General features: G+C 61.4%; 16 protein-coding genes. 9 read left to right on the forward strand and 7 right to left on the reverse strand.

The window, feature by feature from the left end; translation table 11 throughout:
* Positions 1–156: 156 nt before the first annotated feature.
* The 5 genes from H6M51_RS15085 to H6M51_RS15105 all read right to left on the reverse strand — a co-directional run bounded on the left by H6M51_RS15085 (position 157) and on the right by H6M51_RS15105 (position 4,276).
* Complete coding sequence (locus tag H6M51_RS15085) at positions 157–474, reverse strand: helix-turn-helix transcriptional regulator (protein ID WP_185810633.1); 318 nt, start codon at positions 472–474, stop codon at positions 157–159.
* 117 nt (positions 475–591) lie between these two features.
* Complete coding sequence (locus tag H6M51_RS15090) at positions 592–1,338, reverse strand: pyridoxamine 5'-phosphate oxidase family protein (RefSeq protein WP_185810634.1); 747 nt, start codon at positions 1,336–1,338, stop codon at positions 592–594.
* Positions 1,339–1,382: 44 nt separating this feature from the next.
* The gene (gene choV / locus H6M51_RS15095; RefSeq protein ID WP_185810635.1) at positions 1,383–2,426 is read right to left on the reverse strand and encodes a choline ABC transporter ATP-binding protein; all 1,044 of its coding nucleotides are present in this window, start codon (positions 2,424–2,426) and stop codon (positions 1,383–1,385) included.
* Entirely contained in the window at positions 2,423–3,292 is an 870-nt protein-coding gene (choW, locus tag H6M51_RS15100; RefSeq protein WP_185810636.1) for a choline ABC transporter permease subunit, read from the reverse strand. The genes choV and choW overlap by 4 nt, the downstream gene beginning before the upstream one ends.
* Before the next feature lie 93 nt (positions 3,293–3,385).
* Positions 3,386–4,276 (reverse strand): choline ABC transporter substrate-binding protein, encoded by an 891-nt coding sequence (locus tag H6M51_RS15105; protein ID WP_407073589.1) that lies wholly within the window; start codon positions 4,274–4,276, stop codon positions 3,386–3,388.
* A gap of 322 nt (positions 4,277–4,598) precedes the next feature.
* Between H6M51_RS15105 and H6M51_RS15110 the strand changes: the two genes are divergently transcribed.
* The 8 genes from H6M51_RS15110 to H6M51_RS15145 all read left to right on the forward strand — a co-directional run bounded on the left by H6M51_RS15110 (position 4,599) and on the right by H6M51_RS15145 (position 13,234).
* Entirely contained in the window at positions 4,599–4,985 is a 387-nt protein-coding gene (locus H6M51_RS15110) for a cytochrome c family protein (protein ID WP_185810638.1), read from the forward strand.
* Between the two features lie 203 nt (positions 4,986–5,188).
* The gene (locus H6M51_RS15115) at positions 5,189–6,277 is read left to right on the forward strand and encodes a hypothetical protein (protein WP_185810639.1); all 1,089 of its coding nucleotides are present in this window, start codon (positions 5,189–5,191) and stop codon (positions 6,275–6,277) included.
* Between the two features lie 69 nt (positions 6,278–6,346).
* Positions 6,347–7,498: a hypothetical protein gene (locus H6M51_RS15120; RefSeq protein ID WP_185810640.1), complete on the forward strand. Its 1,152-nt coding sequence runs from the start codon at positions 6,347–6,349 to the stop codon at positions 7,496–7,498.
* Positions 7,499–7,500: 2 nt separating this feature from the next.
* On the forward strand, positions 7,501–9,414 hold the full coding sequence (locus H6M51_RS15125) for an AAA family ATPase (RefSeq protein ID WP_185810641.1): 1,914 nt from the start codon (positions 7,501–7,503) through the stop codon (positions 9,412–9,414).
* Between the two features lie 160 nt (positions 9,415–9,574).
* Positions 9,575–9,979 carry an endonuclease domain-containing protein gene (locus H6M51_RS15130; RefSeq protein WP_185810654.1) on the forward strand — a complete coding sequence of 135 codons (405 nt, stop codon included), beginning with the start codon at positions 9,575–9,577 and terminating at the stop codon, positions 9,977–9,979.
* Positions 9,976–11,271, forward strand: coding sequence for a DUF6638 family protein (locus tag H6M51_RS15135; RefSeq protein WP_185810642.1), 1,296 nt, complete (start codon positions 9,976–9,978; stop codon positions 11,269–11,271). The genes H6M51_RS15130 and H6M51_RS15135 overlap by 4 nt, the downstream gene beginning before the upstream one ends.
* Positions 11,264–12,373 carry a DUF2333 family protein gene (locus H6M51_RS15140; RefSeq protein ID WP_185810643.1) on the forward strand — a complete coding sequence of 370 codons (1,110 nt, stop codon included), beginning with the start codon at positions 11,264–11,266 and terminating at the stop codon, positions 12,371–12,373. Before H6M51_RS15135 ends, H6M51_RS15140 begins: the two co-directional genes overlap by 8 nt.
* Before the next feature lie 210 nt (positions 12,374–12,583).
* Positions 12,584–13,234, forward strand: a complete 651-nt coding sequence (locus H6M51_RS15145) for a pyridoxamine 5'-phosphate oxidase family protein (RefSeq protein WP_185810644.1) — start codon at positions 12,584–12,586, stop codon at positions 13,232–13,234.
* Between the two features lie 11 nt (positions 13,235–13,245).
* Here H6M51_RS15145 and H6M51_RS15150 read toward each other — a convergent pair whose 3' ends face one another.
* Both H6M51_RS15150 and H6M51_RS15155 read right to left on the reverse strand, forming a co-directional pair.
* Positions 13,246–13,896: a LuxR family transcriptional regulator gene (locus H6M51_RS15150; RefSeq protein WP_246780535.1), complete on the reverse strand. Its 651-nt coding sequence runs from the start codon at positions 13,894–13,896 to the stop codon at positions 13,246–13,248.
* A gap of 221 nt (positions 13,897–14,117) precedes the next feature.
* Positions 14,118–14,582, reverse strand: a complete 465-nt coding sequence (locus H6M51_RS15155; protein ID WP_113458635.1) for an Lrp/AsnC ligand binding domain-containing protein — start codon at positions 14,580–14,582, stop codon at positions 14,118–14,120.
* 107 nt (positions 14,583–14,689) lie between these two features.
* Between H6M51_RS15155 and putA the strand changes: the two genes are divergently transcribed.
* Positions 14,690–17,809 carry a bifunctional proline dehydrogenase/L-glutamate gamma-semialdehyde dehydrogenase PutA gene (gene putA, locus H6M51_RS15160; protein ID WP_185810645.1) on the forward strand — a complete coding sequence of 1,040 codons (3,120 nt, stop codon included), beginning with the start codon at positions 14,690–14,692 and terminating at the stop codon, positions 17,807–17,809.
* Positions 17,810–17,937 lie beyond the last annotated feature (128 nt).

Below are 17,937 nucleotides of genomic sequence, written 5' to 3' on the forward strand. Positions count from 1 at the left end.
CCTTGCAGGGCCGAGCCAGAAAATGAAGAGCCCCGGAGGCTCTGGGCATCCGGGGCTCTTCGAAATAGTCACACACAAGGCCGCCCACTCGCGACCGCGAGCGGTTCATCGATCAACTCCCACCCCCTGATCAACGCGCCCTTGGGAGCGCTGTCATCAGGCGGCGTTCTTGCTGGCGGCCGGCGTGCAGTAAATGCTTTCGAGCGTCGAGAGGATCTTGATCACCGACTCCGATGTCGATGAGTAGTAGATCGTCTGTGCGTCACGGCGGGTCTTCACGAGCTTCTGTGCGCGAAGCTTGGAGAGGTGCTGCGACAGAGCCGACTGGCTCAAGCCAACCTGGGTCGCCAGAACACCGACGGGAACCTCACCCTCAACAAGGCTGCAGAGGATCATCAGTCGCTTCGGGTTTGCCATGGCGGACAGCAAACCAGCTGCAACAGTCGATTGTTCGGACAATGCTTTCGTTTTCATCTCAGTTCAACTTTCCTTGGTCGAGTGCCCAATGGGGGAGCGGCAGTCGTTGAAAAAATCATCACTTAACTTGTCCGCAAACTTTACCAGCATCATCAAAATTGTATATGCCTAAATTTAAGGTACTGCGTATACTGATTTAGGTAACTCTAATAGCAGTTGCTTGTAATTTGTGATCGGCGTCACAAATTCGTGCCTGATCAGCAGGTCTTTGAAATTTATATCAAATCCGTGTGCGTCGAGAGACGATATGCGCCAGTCCCCCTCCTGGGAGGCATAGAGTTCCACCGCAATGTGCCCTGCGAGATCCGGGTGCATCCTCCCCAATTCTCGCAATAGCCCTTCTTCGTCGCCGTATAAATCATCGTTGATTTTCGGGATGAGGAAATCGGCGCTGCTCAAATGATAGGCACGACCGAAGCCGCCATTCAGGCTGGCCCGTTCCGGTTTCAACCGGAAGAAACGGAAGTCCGGAAAATCGATGTAAAGCTGCGATTTGGGATGCCGCGCCAAAAAGCGGGTTCGGAGCCGCTGATGGATGTCACTGTCGCGCTCGACTGTTTCTGCGATGCATTGCAGCGTCAGACGCGGATGGGCGAGGGGATCGCCCTTGCCCGGTTCTCCGGTCAGCAGAGAGGCGCGCGGGTCGGCGAGCAGGGCCGTCGTATGGGCCGAGAGGTTCGAAACGAGGATCACCGCGGCACCGTCGCTGTCCATCCCGAGTAGCACGCGGCTGACAAAGGGGAAGCCGGTTTGCGGGTCGATCACGCCGATGGCTGCGAAACGGGCGCCGCGTAACAGAATGCGCGCCTGGCGGCGCGCATCCTCGTCCGTCTCACGAATCACCTGGGGTTTGTCAGTCACAGCCGTCTCCCGCATCGATCATCTGGCGATGCGGGGCAGGCTTTTCACGCCTTGCGGCGGTGCCTGGTCAAGCCGCTCACCACATCCTGGGCGCCGATGGTGCCGATGACGGCGCCGTTGTCAACGACCCCGATCGTGCCTGGCTGACGTGACAGGGCGTCGAGGATATCGACCAGCGGTGTTCCCGGTGCTGCGGTGCCGGTCACCTGGCCTTGCTGGCCGGTCACGCCGGCCTGCATGATGTCGGATGCGACAAGCATGTTGATCGGGTTCATGTTCTGCACGAAATCCGCAACATACTGGTTGGTCGGGTTCTGGACGATCTCCTGCGGCGTACCGCACTGGATGATCCGGCCTCCCTCCATGATTGCGATTCGGTTGCCGATGCGGAAGGCTTCATCAAGGTCATGACTGACGAAGAGGATGGTCTTCTTCAGTCGCGCCTGGAATTCCAGAAGTTCGTCCTGAAGCCGGGTGCGGATCAGGGGGTCAAGGGCCGAGAAGGGCTCGTCCATCAGCAGGATCGGCGCACCGGTTGCAAAGGCACGCGCAAGGCCCACACGCTGCTGCATGCCGCCGGAGAGCTCGTTGACCTTGCGGTCTGCCCATTTCGACAGGTTCACCAGCTCGAGCTGGGCCGCGACCGTCCGCTTGCGCTCGGCCTCCGGGACGCCGGCCAGTTCGAGACCGAAGCCGACATTTTCCGCCACCGTGCGCCAGGGCAGGAGACCAAACTGCTGGAAGACCATGGAGACGGTGTGCATGCGCAGGTCGCGCAGCACCTGGGCGGAGGACTTGTAGGGATCGACATAGCCGGTCTTGGTGCGAACGCTGACCTTTCCGCGCACCACCGGAGCCAGCGCATTCACCGCGCGCAGAAGCGTCGACTTGCCCGAGCCGGAGAGGCCCATGAGGACGAGGATTTCGCCTTCCTTGACCGCCAGCGAGGCACCAGCGACCCCGAGCACCAGGCCTGTTGCCGCACCGATCTCGTCGCGGGTCTTGCCCTGATCCACGAGATTGAGGGCGCGTTGCGGGTCATCGCCGAAGACGATGTCGACATTGTCGAAAATGACTGCGTCGGTCATGACTCTTCTCCGGGGATGCGGAAGATGCGGTCGAGAATGATCGCCAGGATGACGATGCACAGGCCTGCCTCGAAACCGCGGGCAATGTTGACGGTGTTGAGGGCGCGCACCACCGGCACGCCAAGGCCGCTTGCTCCAACAAGCGCGGCGATGACCACCATCGACAGCGAGAGCATGATGGTCTGGGTCAGGCCGGCCATGATCTGCGGTGTGGCGAAGGGCAGTTCGACTTTGCGAAGCACCTGCATCGGCGTCGCGCCGAAGGCGACGGCGGCTTCCACAAGCGACGGTGGCGTCGAGATGATGCCAAGGCGTGTCAGGCGGATCGGCGCCGCGATAGCGAAGATCACGGTTGCGATCAGGCCAGGCACCATGCCGAGGCCGAAAAGGATGAGCGCCGGAATCAGGTAGACGAAGGTCGGGATCGTCTGCATCAGGTCGAGGACAGGTCGCACGGCGGAATAGAGCCAAGGGCGTCGCGCACAGGCGATGCCGATCGGTACGCCGATCACCATGCAGACCCCGGTTGCGGCTAGCACGAGCGCCAGCGTCTCCATCGTCTCCTTCCAGTATCCCTGGTTATAGATGAGGAGGAGGCCGAAGAAGGTGAAGGCGGCGACGCCAAGCGAGCGGCGCATCAGCCAGGCAAGCACCGAAAACAGCGCGATCATCGCGAGCGGATAAAAGTCTTCAAGCGCAGTTCCATCCAGGAAGGGGCCCTGCAATACGAAAAGCATGGCGTTGATGGAGGCACTGAGAATGGTCGCGATGAAATCGAATAGAAAATCGACGTTATCCGTCAGCCAGTCGACGAAACTCTTCGACAGAGGCCCGATCGGCAGTTTGTAGTCGGTCAGGAAATCCATGTTCGTCCCCGGTTAGCCACAGGTGCAGGGCCTGGGAGACCGCGCGGCCAGATCCCCCTCCGGTCGCGCGGTTCCAGCATCATTGGACAGGGCTCAGAGGCCGAGCGCCGTCTTTACGGCAGCCAGACCGTCACCACCATCCTTGGTGGTCACGCCGGCGAGCCAGGGTTCGACGGCAGTCGGGTTGGCCTTCAGCCATTCGGAGGCCGCTGCCTCGGCATCCTGACCGTCGTTCAGGATCTTGCCCATGATCTCGTTTTCCATCTGGAGCGAGAACTTGAGGTTGGTGACGAACTTGCCGACATTCGGGCACTCGGTGGTGTAGCCGGCGCGGGTGTTGGTGTAGATCGTCGCGCCGCCGAAATTCGGGCCGAAGACCTCATCGCCGCCCGACAGATAGGTCAGCTTGAAGTTGGCGTTCATCGGATGCGGCTCCCAGCCGAGGAAGACGACTGGCGCGCCATCCTTTTCGGCGCGGGCCACCTGGGCCAGCATGCCCTGTTCGGACGATTCGACGACTTCGAAGTCGCCGAGCTCGAACTTGTTGCCGTCGATCATGTCGAGGATCAGGCGGTTGCCGTCATTGCCCGGCTCGATGCCGTAGATCTTGCCTTCCAGCGCATCCTTGTGCTTGGCGATGTCGGCGAAATCCTTGATGCCGAGTTCGGCTCCCTTGGCGTTGGTGGCAAGCGTGTACTTCGCGCCCTCGAGATTCGGTCCGAAGATCTCGACCGACTTGTCTTCGCGATAGGGCGCGATGTCGGCTTCCATTGTCGGCATCCAGTTGCCGAGGAAGACGTCGATGTCCTTGTTCTTCAGCGAGGAATAGGTGACCGGTACGGAGAGCACCGTCGTGGTCGGCTCGTAGCCGAGGGCCTTGAGGATGACGGAGGCCGTGGCTGTTGTTGCGGTGATGTCCGTCCAGCCAACATCCGAGAAGCGGACCGTCGAGCAGCTCTCGGCCTCCTGGGCCAGGGCCGGCATCGCGCTCAGCGCGATCAGAGATACGGCGGCCACGAGTGTGCGGCGACAAGAATGGAAATACGTCATTAGCAGGCTCCCGGTTTTTATTGATGTTCCCAACTCAACATTCAATACGAAAGAATTGCAAGGATGCCCGTGCGTTTGCGCCGCAGCGGCGCCTCTGTTTGCGACTCGAACGGCCTTGGACACAGGGCTTGCGGCTTCGCCATGAAAATTCGCCGGATTTTGATGGGCGTCAATGTAAACGATTGCGCGCCGTGCGAATTGGTGCTGCCATACGCGTGCGACGCGTCGGCGCCGTTCTATGGATCAGGGAGTTTCCATGAAACCGACTACTCTGCTTTTTGCACTTGCGGCTTTTGCCGCACCGCTTTCCGCATCCGCTGCCGGCGATCCCGTCGCTGGGGCGAAGGCCTTCAAGGTCTGTTCGGCCTGTCACATCGCCACCGAGGCCAAGAACAAGGTCGGTCCGACGCTGCAGGGCGTTGTCGGTCGTCCGGTCGCATCGGTTGCCGATTACAAGTATTCCAAGGCCATGACCGATTTCGGCCAGGGCAAGACCTGGGACGAGGCGCTGCTCTCTGAGTACCTGAAGTCGCCGAAGACGGTGGTCAAGGGCACCAAGATGGCCTTTGCCGGCGTGAAAAAGGATGATGATCTCGCCAACATCATCGCCTATCTCAAGGACCCTGCTGCCGGCGGGCAGTGATTGCCAAACCCGTCCTTGATGCGGCAGCCGTCTCACGGCTGTCACATTTCTCTGATGATGCCTCTTGTGCGGCGCTGGCGACCCTGCATATCGGAAGGGCTTCTGGGCCTTCTGCGATGCATTACTTTCCCGAGCCGGGAATCGCGCTATGGTGGCACGAGCCGAGACCGGCCTGCTGCCGGAGAATGGGACAGGGAGACACCATGGCGAGTTTGCAATCCTTCGACAGCGAAATCGAGAAGACCCGCAAGATCGTGTCCGAGATGCGCGGCAAGATCGAGCAGTCCGGAGCCGTTCTGGATACGCTCGCCAAAAGCGACAACGCGCTGACCGGCCAGAATTTCGACATCGAAAATGCGCGAATGGAGGACGTGCTCAACCAGCAGAAGGTGATGGAAGCAAACATCGCCGACCTGATCATCGGGCTCGAAGACGCGACCAATGTGTTCGGCGCCGAGTTCGAGAGCATGAAGAGCTTCTCCGGCATGGAAAAGTTCATCGGCATCTTCTCCAAGCAGAAGGCACAGCGCATGCGCACCGAGCGCGTGCGCAACATGTCGCTTGCCGGCAACCTTCAGGAACTGCTTGCCAAGTCCGACAGCATTGTCGGCATCCTCAAGGAGCAGAAGACGGTTCTCGAAGAGCGCTACAAGACATCCGAGGCAAGCCTCGTCCAGGTGATCGAGCGGCGCAAGCAGACGATCGCCAACCTCGAAGAGACGCAGAAGAAGATCGAAACGCTCAATCCCGCGCTCCTCGACATCGAGAACAAGATCGCAGCCTCGACGGATACGTCTGACCGGACAGCGCTTGAAGCCGAGCGTTCGAAGCTTGCGACCGACTACAACCAGGCGCAGGCCCGCGAACAGGAACTGCTCGCCGAGAGCCAGACGCTCGAGCGCTACACCTCCATGTTCCAGACCTTCGTGGACAGCCTCAACAACCAGATCGCGGCGCAGAACACGCTGATCAACAAGCTGACCATCGATACCGAACAGCGCATCGTGCTTTACAAGGCGCTCGAGGATTCGCTGAAGACCGCGGCCCAGCAGGAGGTTGCGCATCGGATCAATACGCTCGGTAGCCAGGTGGATACGGCGGCGGAAGAGACGATGGCCGGCATTGGTGCCGCTGCCCAGCGGCATATCGGCGATCTGCTCGAACTGCATGAGAAGAACATGCTGTCGACGCAGGACATCCAGCGGCGCAAGAAGCTTGCAGACGAGGCTTTCGCCCGGCGTTTCCAGGCAGTTCTCGACAAGCACAATGCCGCCAATTACGTGAAGCCCTGATCATCCGGGATGATTTGATGCGACCGCGTCCCGCGTGAGCGGTGCGCGGTCGACTTGACGGGGAGGCGCATGAACGTCGTCGATCGCAACAGCGCGGTGCTGCAGTATTTCGCCACCATGGGGGCGTCTCTATCGGGGCTTGAACAGTTCTTCGGGCAGAGCGATCGTCGCTTTGGCGAGAAGGGCCCGTCGACCCTTCACATGCTGCCCTATCTCGACCGGCTGCGGAATTCCTTCACCTCCTGGCAGAACAGGATCGGCTTTTCCGGCCAGTTGAAGATCGCCCGGGCGGAAAGCGGCTTTCCGATCTTCCAGAACGTGCTGGAGCTGGAGAATGACAGGGCCGGTGCCGACGCCCGACTGTCGACCATCCCGGCCGTCACCAAGCTCAGGGAGGAGATGGTCGACTTCATCCTGCGGCAGAAGGCGTTTCCGGCAGCCTTGCAGCAGCAGATCGCCGAGCGGCTCTATCTCGAACAGGTGCGCGCCGGCGAAATCTTCTCGCCCTTTGTGCTTCCGACCACCGTTGCCGTGAGCGTCAATCCTCAGTCGAATCGGCCCTCCTATCTCGTCAGCTGGGCGGCCTTCGACGGGGTCAGCACGCTGCCGATGATCTATCTGGCGACGATCGAGGATTCTTCTGAGAACGTCACGAAGATCCTCGTGACCGAGGATGGGAAGCTCAATGAAGAGGTCGAGATCCCGCTTCCGGTCGGCGGTCTGCTCAATCCGGAGCTTGCCCGGAGTTTTGACGATTTCTGCGCCAAGAATTCCGCCTTTTCGCTGACGCCGGCAACGATCGCGACCAATATGGACCGCGATTTCCCGACACTGCATCCGAAGTCGGTGCGGCGCGTCGTACTCGGGCCACTCTATTCGACGGGCCTGACCGAGAATTCCAGCCGAGTCACCGAGATCCTCGACCGGGTGCGCAAGCCGGAGAATGCTTGGGTGATGACCTGGACGGTGCAGGAGGTGTTTTCCAAACGCGAGCAGCCGGCGGTGAAGGGCTTCTTCTCGTCCACCCCGGCGACGCAGGAATTCCACATCGAGACCCATGATCTGGAAGCCGCGCGCATGGGTGTCTCGGCTTACGAGAAGCACGCGCTCGTGCCGCATGATGCCTATCAGGCGCTTTATGCGGAAAACGAGGTCAAGGCGATCTTCGGCAATTTCAAGGTGCATGTGATTTCAGGAAACCAGATTGTGAGCGAGGTCTGATTATGAGCGAGTTGACGGCAGGGCTGACGACGCTCCGGGAAGACGACATCGCCAAACATCTGGCCGTGGCGCAGGGGCTTGTGACGCGGATCGTCGTGCTCGATCAGGGCGAAGGCGCCTCGGGCGCTCCGATTGCCGGCACCGGGCGGCGGTTCGTTTCGACCGTTTCGACGGGATCTGTCCGCCGTACCCGCGAGATCGAACTAACCAAGACCATTCAGGCGACTGGTGCCGCCGACCCTCTGCTGACGCCGGCCCAGCATACGGTGCTCTACCGTATCAGGCGCGGCGCCCAGGTGGCGCTTGCGATATCAGATGTCTTTGCCCGGCAGAGCGAGCTTGAACCCCTCCAGGCCCGCAACATCAGTGCGCCCCTGCAGGGCGAGGAGGCCGCCCGCTTCGAGGCCTTGCTTGCGTCCCAGGCCTATGTCGCGGCCTTTGCCTTTGCTGCCTACCTCAAGTCCACCGTGGCGGGAGACGGCGAGCAACTCGACGGGATCCGCGAACCGGACTTTCTCTTCGATACCGCCCAGGATGCGCTCAAAAGCATGTTGGCCGGAATCGACACGGCCGTGCAAGGCGCGGGTGACGATGCGACGCTGATCGGTCGGGTCCGTGGTCTGGCCGAACTCGCGCTTGACGGGCTTTTGACCCGCAAGGCACGCTTCGAACATCTCGGTGTTTTCGAAAATGCCCATATCCGCATCGACCAGGACGATTTCACGCTCGACGGTTTCGATGGCGTGCCGGGCGCAAAATCGAAGCCGCTCACGATGAGCTTCAAGAAACCGGAAGAAATCATCGGCAACCACATCGCCAAGTACCAGGCGCTGAAGCTCGCCAAGATGCTGATGGCCTATGATTTCGACCGGCAGATGAACCCCTTCGTCGAGCTCGGGGGCTTTCTCTTCACCTTCATTGGTGACGGCATGCCGGGTACGGGCAAGACGATCCTGATCCAGATGCTGGCAGGGCTGCTCAACGACTACTGCAAGATGGCGGGCTATGCCTTCCACTACGAGAATTTCGGCGTCGACCAGATCTCGTCCTATCAGGGCAAGTCGGGCCAGAACTGCAAAGCCTTCGTCAACAACGTGCTCAATCCGCGCGTCATCGGCTTCGGCACGATCGATGACGTCGACCAGGTAACCGCAAAGCGCTCCGACGACCGGGCCTCTGCCGGACAGCATGAGGTCACCGCTGTGCTGATGGAGAGCTTTGCCGGCGCCTCGACGGTGGTCCGGGGCAATGCCACCTTCGGGATGTTCTCCAACTATCCCGAGAATGTCGACGATGCGCTTCGCCAGCGCGCCGGCGCCCGCTGGCTCGTCGACGGACCACAGACGCGCGAGGACTATATCGACATTTTCTCGCTGCTCGTCGGCAAGAACCATCAGATCCCGCTCGGCGACCACAAGCTGTTTGCCGGCCAGGAAATCCAGAAGGCCGTCAGCCGCTCCTATGGCGAGCATGACCGCCCGAAGGAAGACGGCCTTGTTGCGGTCTGGGAACGCTACGAGAAGAGTGAGGGCAAGATAGAAACGCTCGCCGATGTCGGCGCCTATCTGCATGCGATCAAGCTCGCCGAACCGCGCTTCACCGGCCGCGCCATCAAGAACATCACCGATGCGATCAAGATGCGGGCGATGGATGTCGAGCTGCCCGACGCCTGGTTCGAGACCCCGCAAGCCTTCGTCCACAAGAGCTACGACGAGAAAAAGGCGATGATCGCGGAACTGCGCGGCCCGGTGACGATGGAGATGATCTGCCAAGAGATCAACCGCTATGCCGACAGCGAATTCCGCTACGCCGACAAGTCGGACGATGCGGCGGTGACCGAGATCATCCGCCGCGAGCGCCAGCGTGAGCGCGCGATTGGCGAGATCGAGAAGATGAAGGAGGAGGGGACGTGGTAAGTGGGCGCTTCGATTGCCCCTCATCCGCCCTTCGGGCACCTTCTCCCCGCGAGCGGGGAGAAGGCAACACCACTCGCGTCGCGCTCCCCCTCTCCCCGCTTGCGGGGAGAGGGTAGGGTGAGGGGCATTTGCAGATCGCGATGTGGTCAAGGGGGCACAAATACGGGGTGCGAACGAGAAAAGGACAGCAAGGGCCAGAAGCCTTCGCAAGGCCGAGAATGATGCGGAGGCGGCCATGTGGAGCGAATTGCGGGCCCGGCGCCTCGGAGGGTACAAGTTCGTCCGGCAGTTGCCGATCGGACCCTACTTCGCGGACTTTGCCTGCCGCGAGGCGCTCTTGGTCGTGGAAGTCGATGGCAGTCAGCATGCGGACAGTGAATATGATGCGAAACGGAATGCATTTATGAATGCCAATGGGTGGTCAGTCGTTAGGTTCTGGAACGTAGATGTGCTGCGAGAACGCGAAGCCGTGCTCGAAACTCTGATCGCCATCCTTGATGGTCGGATCAACGAAGCCGTTCTCAGTCGCGACCTGACCTACCTTCCGGGGGAGCGGTCGGCATGAACCGTCTCCTCGAAGCCGAGCTTATCTACGGCCGCCTGCTTCCCATCCGCGAGCCGCATCTCGTCGCGCGCTACAACAAGGCGCTCGTCGCCTTCGGCCTGCCCGAGACCAAGCTTGCCGAATTCGACATCGACATCACCGGCTTTTCGCCGCAGGTGGCGCAAGAGCTTGGCGATCCCGATTATCTCGACCCGCTGAAGGTCAACCGGCGTTTCATCATCCTCACGCCCGAGCAGAACAGCCTGCCGGTCGTGCATACGAGCTTTTCCAACACCGCCGGCCTGATGCACGAGTTCTTTGCAGCGAATGCGCGGGCGATTCATGCGATCACGCTGAAGGACACGCTCTATGGCGAGATCGAGGACAGTGTCTCGGAGGTCAAGACGCTTGATGACCTGCTGTCGATCAACGAGGTGACGTTCAAGGTGCTGTTGGCCGAAGACCTGCTCGGCAAGGCGGGGCAGCTTCGGCAACTTTGCGATGCGCTGGTGACGAGCCCGGATGCCTGGCGCGACGACGCGATGCTGGAGCGCATGGTGGCGCTGGCCAAGGAAACCGGTGACATCCGGCAGAATACGCTCGTGCCGGACAAGCTCGTGTTTCGCCATGATGCCTTCTGGGCCGATCATTTCGGCGGCGTCTTCGTCTTCGTCGATGAGAAAATTACTACCGTGATCTGCGATCCGCAGGCCCCCGGTTTCCGGCGGTCGCGGCCCTGGCAGGTGAGCTACATTTCCATCAATGACACGGCGCAGGTTGCCGACTTTCTGGCGCGCACGGGTCGGCTGGAACTGCCGCGGGCGAGCTGGGTGGAAAGCTCCGGCCTTTATGCCCATCGGCTGGAAATGGCGCTGCTGTCGGTCGCCGCGACGCTCGACCCGGTACCGGATTTGACCCGCATCGATGCGGTCTGGATGCAGACCTTCCTGCACCGTCATGCCAAGGCGATCAACGAACGCGGCGTTTATCCGTTGCTGCAGGAAGCACAACGCACGCTTTCGCGCACAGGCAATCTGCGCATGGCCGACATCGAGCCGAAGCTGCGGCTCTGGCTGGTCAGGGCCGAGCCTGATCATCCCGACCAGTGGCTCACCAACCGGCTGATCGCCCATCTGACGCCCGAGGATTTCGTCTCGCGCTTCGTCTTCGACAAGCAGGGCTTCTACCGCGCCTATGAGCGCTATCCGGAAGCCTATCGCGATTATGTTGTATCCCGCCTGTCCCAGACTTATCTGAGAGACAAGGCAGCCTTCCGCAAACGCCTCTATGGACTAGGAGATGACCATGCTTGACCCGATCATCGCGTTCTTCCAGCGCGTCTTTGCCGCGATCGGTCGCGGTATCGGCATGGTCGTCGCATGGTTGCTCTGGCCATTTCTCGCGGCGCACGGCTGGTATCGCGACCGCAGCTGGATCATCAAGGGACCGATCCTTGCCGTTCTCATTCTGCTCGTGATCTTCTACGGCCAGTTCCTCTACCGCACGCAGGTTTGGCACGGGTTTGATCCGGCCTTCGCTCAAGCCTACAAGTTCCAGGAGCGGACCGTACCAGCGGGCGCGCCGCTGCCGGACCAGACGAACCGCTGCCAGGACTCGGCCGTGGTGATGATGAGTGCGGCCCTGACCGACCAGAACGTCAATCAGAACGCCTGGATATCCTCGACGCTTCTCTACAAGCTCGGCCTCTTCGGTCTCGACTGGGACAATACGCCGTTCATGGACAACAAGGCCTCCTTCCAGCGCGGGGTGAACCAGGTCGTGCGCCGCACGGCGATCCAGCTTGCCGACAATCTCGGTCGCGTTCGCGGCACGTCGGGCATCAACAACGACCTGCAGGATGCACGCGGCAACATCCAGTTCGACGAGAGCACCTGGTACTTCGGCACCGACCCGTTCGGCTTCAAGACGCCGACGCCGAGCTACTATCGCGCCGCGGTGGAAAGCTGGAACCGCTTCAACACGTCGCTCGCCAGCTGCGAATCCGTCTTCGACACCCGCTCCGACAACCTGCTGCAATTGCTCGATGGCATGGCGAGCGATCTCGGCAACACCTCTGACATCCTTCGCCGCCGTTCGGAAGAGTTCAATGCCGGCTGGTTTGATACCCGCGCCGATGATCGCTTCTGGTTCGCTTACGGTCAGCTCTATGCCCAGTATGCGATCCTCCAGGCGACGCGTGCCGACTTCGGCGAAGTCATTCGCGAACGCAATCTGACCGCCATCTGGACGGAACTGGAGCGCCAGCTCCAGGGTGCGCTCCGCATCCAGCCGGCCATCATCTCCAATGGCAGTGAAGATGGCTGGATCATGCCAACGCATCTCGCAACCATGGGCTTCTACATCCTGCGCGTCCGCTCCAACATGGTCGAAATCCGCGCAATCCTCGACCGCTGATGCAAGCACGGCCTTGTCGCCCGCCGCTGTCTTGCGGCGGGCTCGTTCAAGTCACCTGCGGTGGGCCGTCGTCTCAACTGTTCTTCTCCCGCTTGAAGCCGCGCCGCAAATGCGGTATCTCAGTCCTGAGGTACGTACCTCATTGATGGGGCTTTGAACGCGGGTTTCGATGGCCCCGCTATGAGCGAACAAGCGCGGGGAGGCGCAGCCATGTCGGGATTTGAACTTCAGCCGGAATTTCTGATCGCCGACGAGGCAGCGCTTCGCAGCCTCTATGCGCCGGCCCATGATCTCGCGTTGAAGAAAGAGCGTCAGACGCTCGGCCCAAATGCGCAGGCCTTCATTCAGCGGTCGCCGTTCCTATGCATCGGGACGCAGGGCAGGGGCGGGAAAGCCGATGTCAGCCCGCGCGGCGATGCGCCAGGCTTCGTGCGCATCCTCGACGATGGCCGCGTGGCAATTCCCGACAGGCCCGGCAACAACCGGCTCGACACGCTCGACAACATCGTTGCCAACCCTGCCGTCGGTCTGCTCTTTCTGATCCCAGGTTATGACGAGACGCTCAGGCTCAACGGACGGGCGTCGCTCACGACGCAGCCAGATCTCCTCGCCAGCATGGCCGTCGACGGGAAGGTGCCGAGGCTGGCGATCGTGGTCGATATCGACGAAGTCTTCCTGCATTGCGCGAAGGCCTTCCGGCGTTCGCATCTCTGGGATCCCGAGCACAGACAGCCGCGCACGGCGATGCCGTCTCTCGTCCAGATGATCCTGGAGGATACCAGCGGCGCGCCCAGCGATCCGGAGGTCATGGCGCAGATGGACGAGAACCTCGAAGTGGCCTACCGCCAGACCATGTACTGACGGCCCTTGCCTCAGCTGATGATCTTCATCCGGATCGCCTTGGCGACCAGCTGGGTGCGGTTGACGCAATCCAGCTTGCGGATGGCATTGGTCATATAGGCATTCACAGTATGGTCGGAGAGCGAGAGGATCTGGCCGATCTCCAGCGAGGTCTTGCCCTGGGCCGTCCAGCGGACGACCTCGAGTTCGCGCGCGGAGAGCACATTGGTGTTGCTGGCGGTGCGGCGCAGCCGGTCGAACACGTCGAAGGCCTGGATGCTCAGCATCGACAATTCGTTGATTTCCGCCATGGCAAGCGGGCTGCGGTCGCCATCGTAACGCACGACAAACCGGCTGCCGTCAACGGAGTTCACGGAAAACAGGACGCCGGAGATCAGCCGGTACTTGCGCATCAATGCAGCAAATTCCGGCGGGCAATCAAAACTGGGCGCTGTTCCTTCCGCCCCGACGCTCCAGGCGTGGTGCATGATGGAGCGGCTCAGATGGGGGATCGTCGGGCAGTAGCGGAGGAACTCCAGCCGGTCGAACTCGCGGCAATACTCGGCCGGCAGAGTGCTTTCGCGGACGATCGGTCCAAGCAGTTTGTCTTGCGTTGTCGGCGCTGCCGCCAGGGTCACATAGTCGAGGCCGTACTCACGTGCGGCGCGTGACCAACTGTCCATCAATTCCGTACGGTTTTGACTACTCCCGATATCCTGGCTCAAGAGTATCTGTCGATCTGGCAACATTTTATCAATTTCGAAAGTTGACAACAATTCGGAAGTTTTAGACCAATATATCAGTCCAGCTGAAAAGCCAGCGGTTTTTCAGGGTGGTTCATTATTAATATGACTAATTTCTGACTCCTGACAATCAAAATAGCACTTGTCAGTTGTATTGCCGTTTACACAGGCAGGGCGGAGCCCGCTTTGACCTCTTCCATCACGGCATAGGTGTGGGTTTCGCGCACACCCGGCAGCGGCAGAATGACTTCCGACAGGAATTGCCGGTAGGCTTCCATGCCCGCAACACGGGCCTTGACCAGGTAATCGAAACCGCCTGCCACCATGTGGCATTCCATGACATCATCCGATCGCTTCACGGCGGCCGCGAAGGTATCGAAGACGTCGGCCGTCGTGCGGTCCAGCTTCACTTCGATGAAGACGAGCAGGTTGCGGCCGAGCTTCTGGGGTGAGAGCATCGCCATATAGCCTGTGATGTAGCCTTCGCGCGTCAGACGGCGCACGCGCTCGGCCGTCGCCGTCGGCGAAAGGTTCACCCGCTCGGCGAGTTCGATATTGGTCAGCCGACCCTCGGCCTGCAGCGCGCGGAGGATCTTGCGGTCGAGGCGGTCCAGTTCCTTGCTCATTCGCTATAAAACTCCATTTGGGTAGTGAGTATGCCAGAAAAGTGACTGAAGAATAGTGGGAAATCCGGCAAATCCGACGATATGTTGCCGATAACACGGAGGTGACAATGATCAAGGCAGCCATCACAGATTTCCCGCGCTTCGAAGCCCCCTATGCCGGCGATGACGACCAGCTGATCCGCCACTTCGCCTCGCGCCTGTCGCTGTCGGAGAGCCAGAATGGCGCTATCGACCGCCGCGCGACCACCTATATCGAGGCGATCAGAGACAATTCCGGTTCGATCGGCGGCGTGGAAGATTTTCTGCGTGAATACGGGTTGTCGACGCGTGAAGGTCTGGCGCTGATGGTTCTCGCCGAAGCGCTGCTGCGCGTGCCCGATGCGCTCACCCAGGACCGCCTCATCGAGGACAAGCTCAAGGAGGGCGGCTGGAGCGAACACGAGGCGCATGGCGACAGCTGGTTCGTCTCGGCCTCTGCCTGGGCACTGGGACTTTCCGCTCGCGTCATCCGTCCCGGCGAGACGCCTGAGGGTGTCATGCGCGGTCTCGTCAAGCGGCTGGGCCTGCCCACTGTGCGCTCGGCCACCAAGCAGGCGATGCGGTTCCTCGGCCATCATTTCGTGCTCGGCGAAACCATCAAGGATGCGCTGTCGCGCGCTGCCAAGAGTGAAGAGAAGGGTTATCGCCATTCCTTCGACATGCTCGGCGAGGGTGCCCGCACCGCCGAAGACGCCAAGCGCTATTTTCAGTCCTATGCCAGCGCCATCGAGGCGATCGGCGCGCATATGGCCAGGCATGGCAAGAGCCAGCAGCTGCCGAACCGCATGGGCATTTCGGTCAAGCTGTCTGCTTTGCATCCGCGTTATCTCGCAACCCATCGCGACCGCGTCATGCGCGAACTGGTGCCGGATCTTCTGAAGCTCGCGCAGATGGCCAAGGCGCATCAGCTGAATTTCACCGTTGACGCCGAGGAAGCCGATCGTCTCGAACTGTCGCTTGACGTGATCGCTGCCGTCTTTGCCGATCCGTCGCTTGCCGGCTGGGACGGTTTCGGGCTTGCCATCCAGGCCTATCAGAAGCGCGCGCCGCAGGTGATCGACTATATCGACAGCCTCTGCCAGCACTACGGTCGCCGGATGATGGTGCGGCTCGTCAAGGGCGCCTATTGGGATACGGAAGTGAAGCGCGCCCAGGAGCGCGGTCTCGACGATTACCCGGTCTGGACCCGCAAGCCGGCAACCGATCTCTCCTATCTGCATTGCGCCGCCAAGCTCATGGAAAAGCGCGCCCGCATCTTCCCGCAGTTCGCCACCCACAATGCGCTCACCGTCTCGACGATCATCGAGCTTGCCGGTGCCGATCGCTCCGGCTTCGAATTCCAGCGCCTGCATGGCATGGGCGAGGCCCTCTACGACACGCTGCTTTCGGGCAATGACCGCATCGCCTGCCGCATCTATGCACCTGTCGGCGGCTACCGCGATCTGCTCGCCTATCTCGTTCGCCGTCTGCTCGAAAACGGCGCGAATTCCTCCTTCGTTGCGGTTGCCGGTGACAAGAACATTCCGGTCACGGCACTTCTGGAGCGGCCCACCGAAAAGCTCGGCCTTGGCAATGGCCAGAGCGCCCGCCACAGCCAGATCCCGATGCCGCTTGGCCTCTATGGCGACCGCAAGAACAGCGCCGGCTTCGAATTCGGTCATCGCGACAATCTCGAAAGGTTGATGACGCGTCTTTCCGCTCCCTTCTCGGAGATTGCGGCCCGTCCGCTGGTGCCGGGTGCAACCGGGGCCACCAGCGAGGAGGTCGTGTTGTCGCCCGCCGATCGCGCCCGCAAGGTCGGAACCGTGCGCAACGCGACGCCCGCCGATGTCGATCGCGCCTTTGCCGCCGGCCGCCAGGGCTTTGCCCGCTGGTCGCGGCTTTCCGTCGAGGAGCGCGCGGCCACCCTCGACAAGCTCGCCGACCTTCTCGAACAAGATCGCGACCGGTTGCTCGCCCTTCTGGCGCTCGAGGCCGGCAAGACGCTGGATGACGGCGTGGCCGAAATCCGCGAGGCGGTCGACTTCTGCCGCTACTACGCCGTTCAGGCGCGCAAGCAGTTCGGTGACGCCGAGGTCATGCCCGGTCCGACGGGTGAGCTCAACCGTCTCTCCTGGCGCGGCCGCGGCGTCTTCGCCTGCATTTCACCGTGGAACTTCCCGCTCGCCATCTTCCTCGGCCAGGTCTCGGCCGCACTCGCCGCCGGCAATGCCGTTGTCGCCAAGCCGGCACCGCAGACGCCGCTGATCGCCTATGAGGCCGTGAAGCTCTTCCACCAGGCGGGCGTTCCGGAAGACGTCCTCATGCTGCTCCCCGGTGCCGGCGATGTCGGTGCCGCGATTGCCGCCCACCCGCAGCTTGCCGGTCTTGCCTTCACCGGGTCGACGGCGACGGCCCAGGCGATCAACCGGACGCTCGCTGCCAAGAATGGCCCGATCGTGCCGCTGATTGCGGAAACCGGTGGCATGAACGCGATGATCGTCGACGCGACCGCGCTTGCCGAGCAGGTGGCCGACGATGTCGTGATGTCCGCCTTCCGCTCGGCCGGCCAGCGTTGCTCGGCGCTCCGCATTCTCTATCTGCAGGAAGACATCGCCGATGGCATGCTCGAGATGATCGAGGGTGCTGCCCGCGAACTCAATCTCGGCAATCCGCTTGATATCACCACGGATATCGGCCCCGTCATCGACGAGAAGCAGAAGGCGATGCTGGAGGGCCATGTCGCCGACATGAAGCGGACGCAGAAGGTGCGTTATGCCGGCAAGGTGCCGGCGACCGGCAATTTCTTTGCCCCGCATATCATCGAACTTGATCGCCCGGAGGCGCTGACCAGGGAGATCTTCGGACCCGTGCTGCATGTCGTGCGCTGGAAGGCGAAGGCGCTGGACCAGGTCATCGGCTCGATCGCCGCCACCGGTTACGGCCTGACGCTCGGCGTGCACAGCCGCATCGAGGCGACGATCCGCACCGTCACCGAAGCGCTCGACACGGGCAATATCTACGTCAATCGCAACATGATCGGTGCGGTCGTTGGTACGCAGCCCTTCGGCGGTTCGGGCATGTCCGGCACCGGCTTCAAGGCGGGCGGCCCGGCTTACCTCAGCCGGTTTGCCGTCGAGCAGGTGATCTCGGTCAACACCGCCGCTGCCGGCGGCAATGCCAGCCTGATTGCAATCGGCGAGGGGTGATTACTGGGCGCAACCGTCGCTGCGGACTGGGGACACCCCCCTCTGTCACTCCGTGACATCTCCCCCACACGGGGGGAGCGACTGTCTTGGCAGTCAAGCGTTTTGCCATGGTTTTTCGTCCCGGATGA

Origin of the sequence: Rhizobium sp. AQ_MP, from assembly GCF_014237835.1 — a bacterium.
Lineage (GTDB): Bacteria > Pseudomonadota > Alphaproteobacteria > Rhizobiales > Rhizobiaceae > Allorhizobium.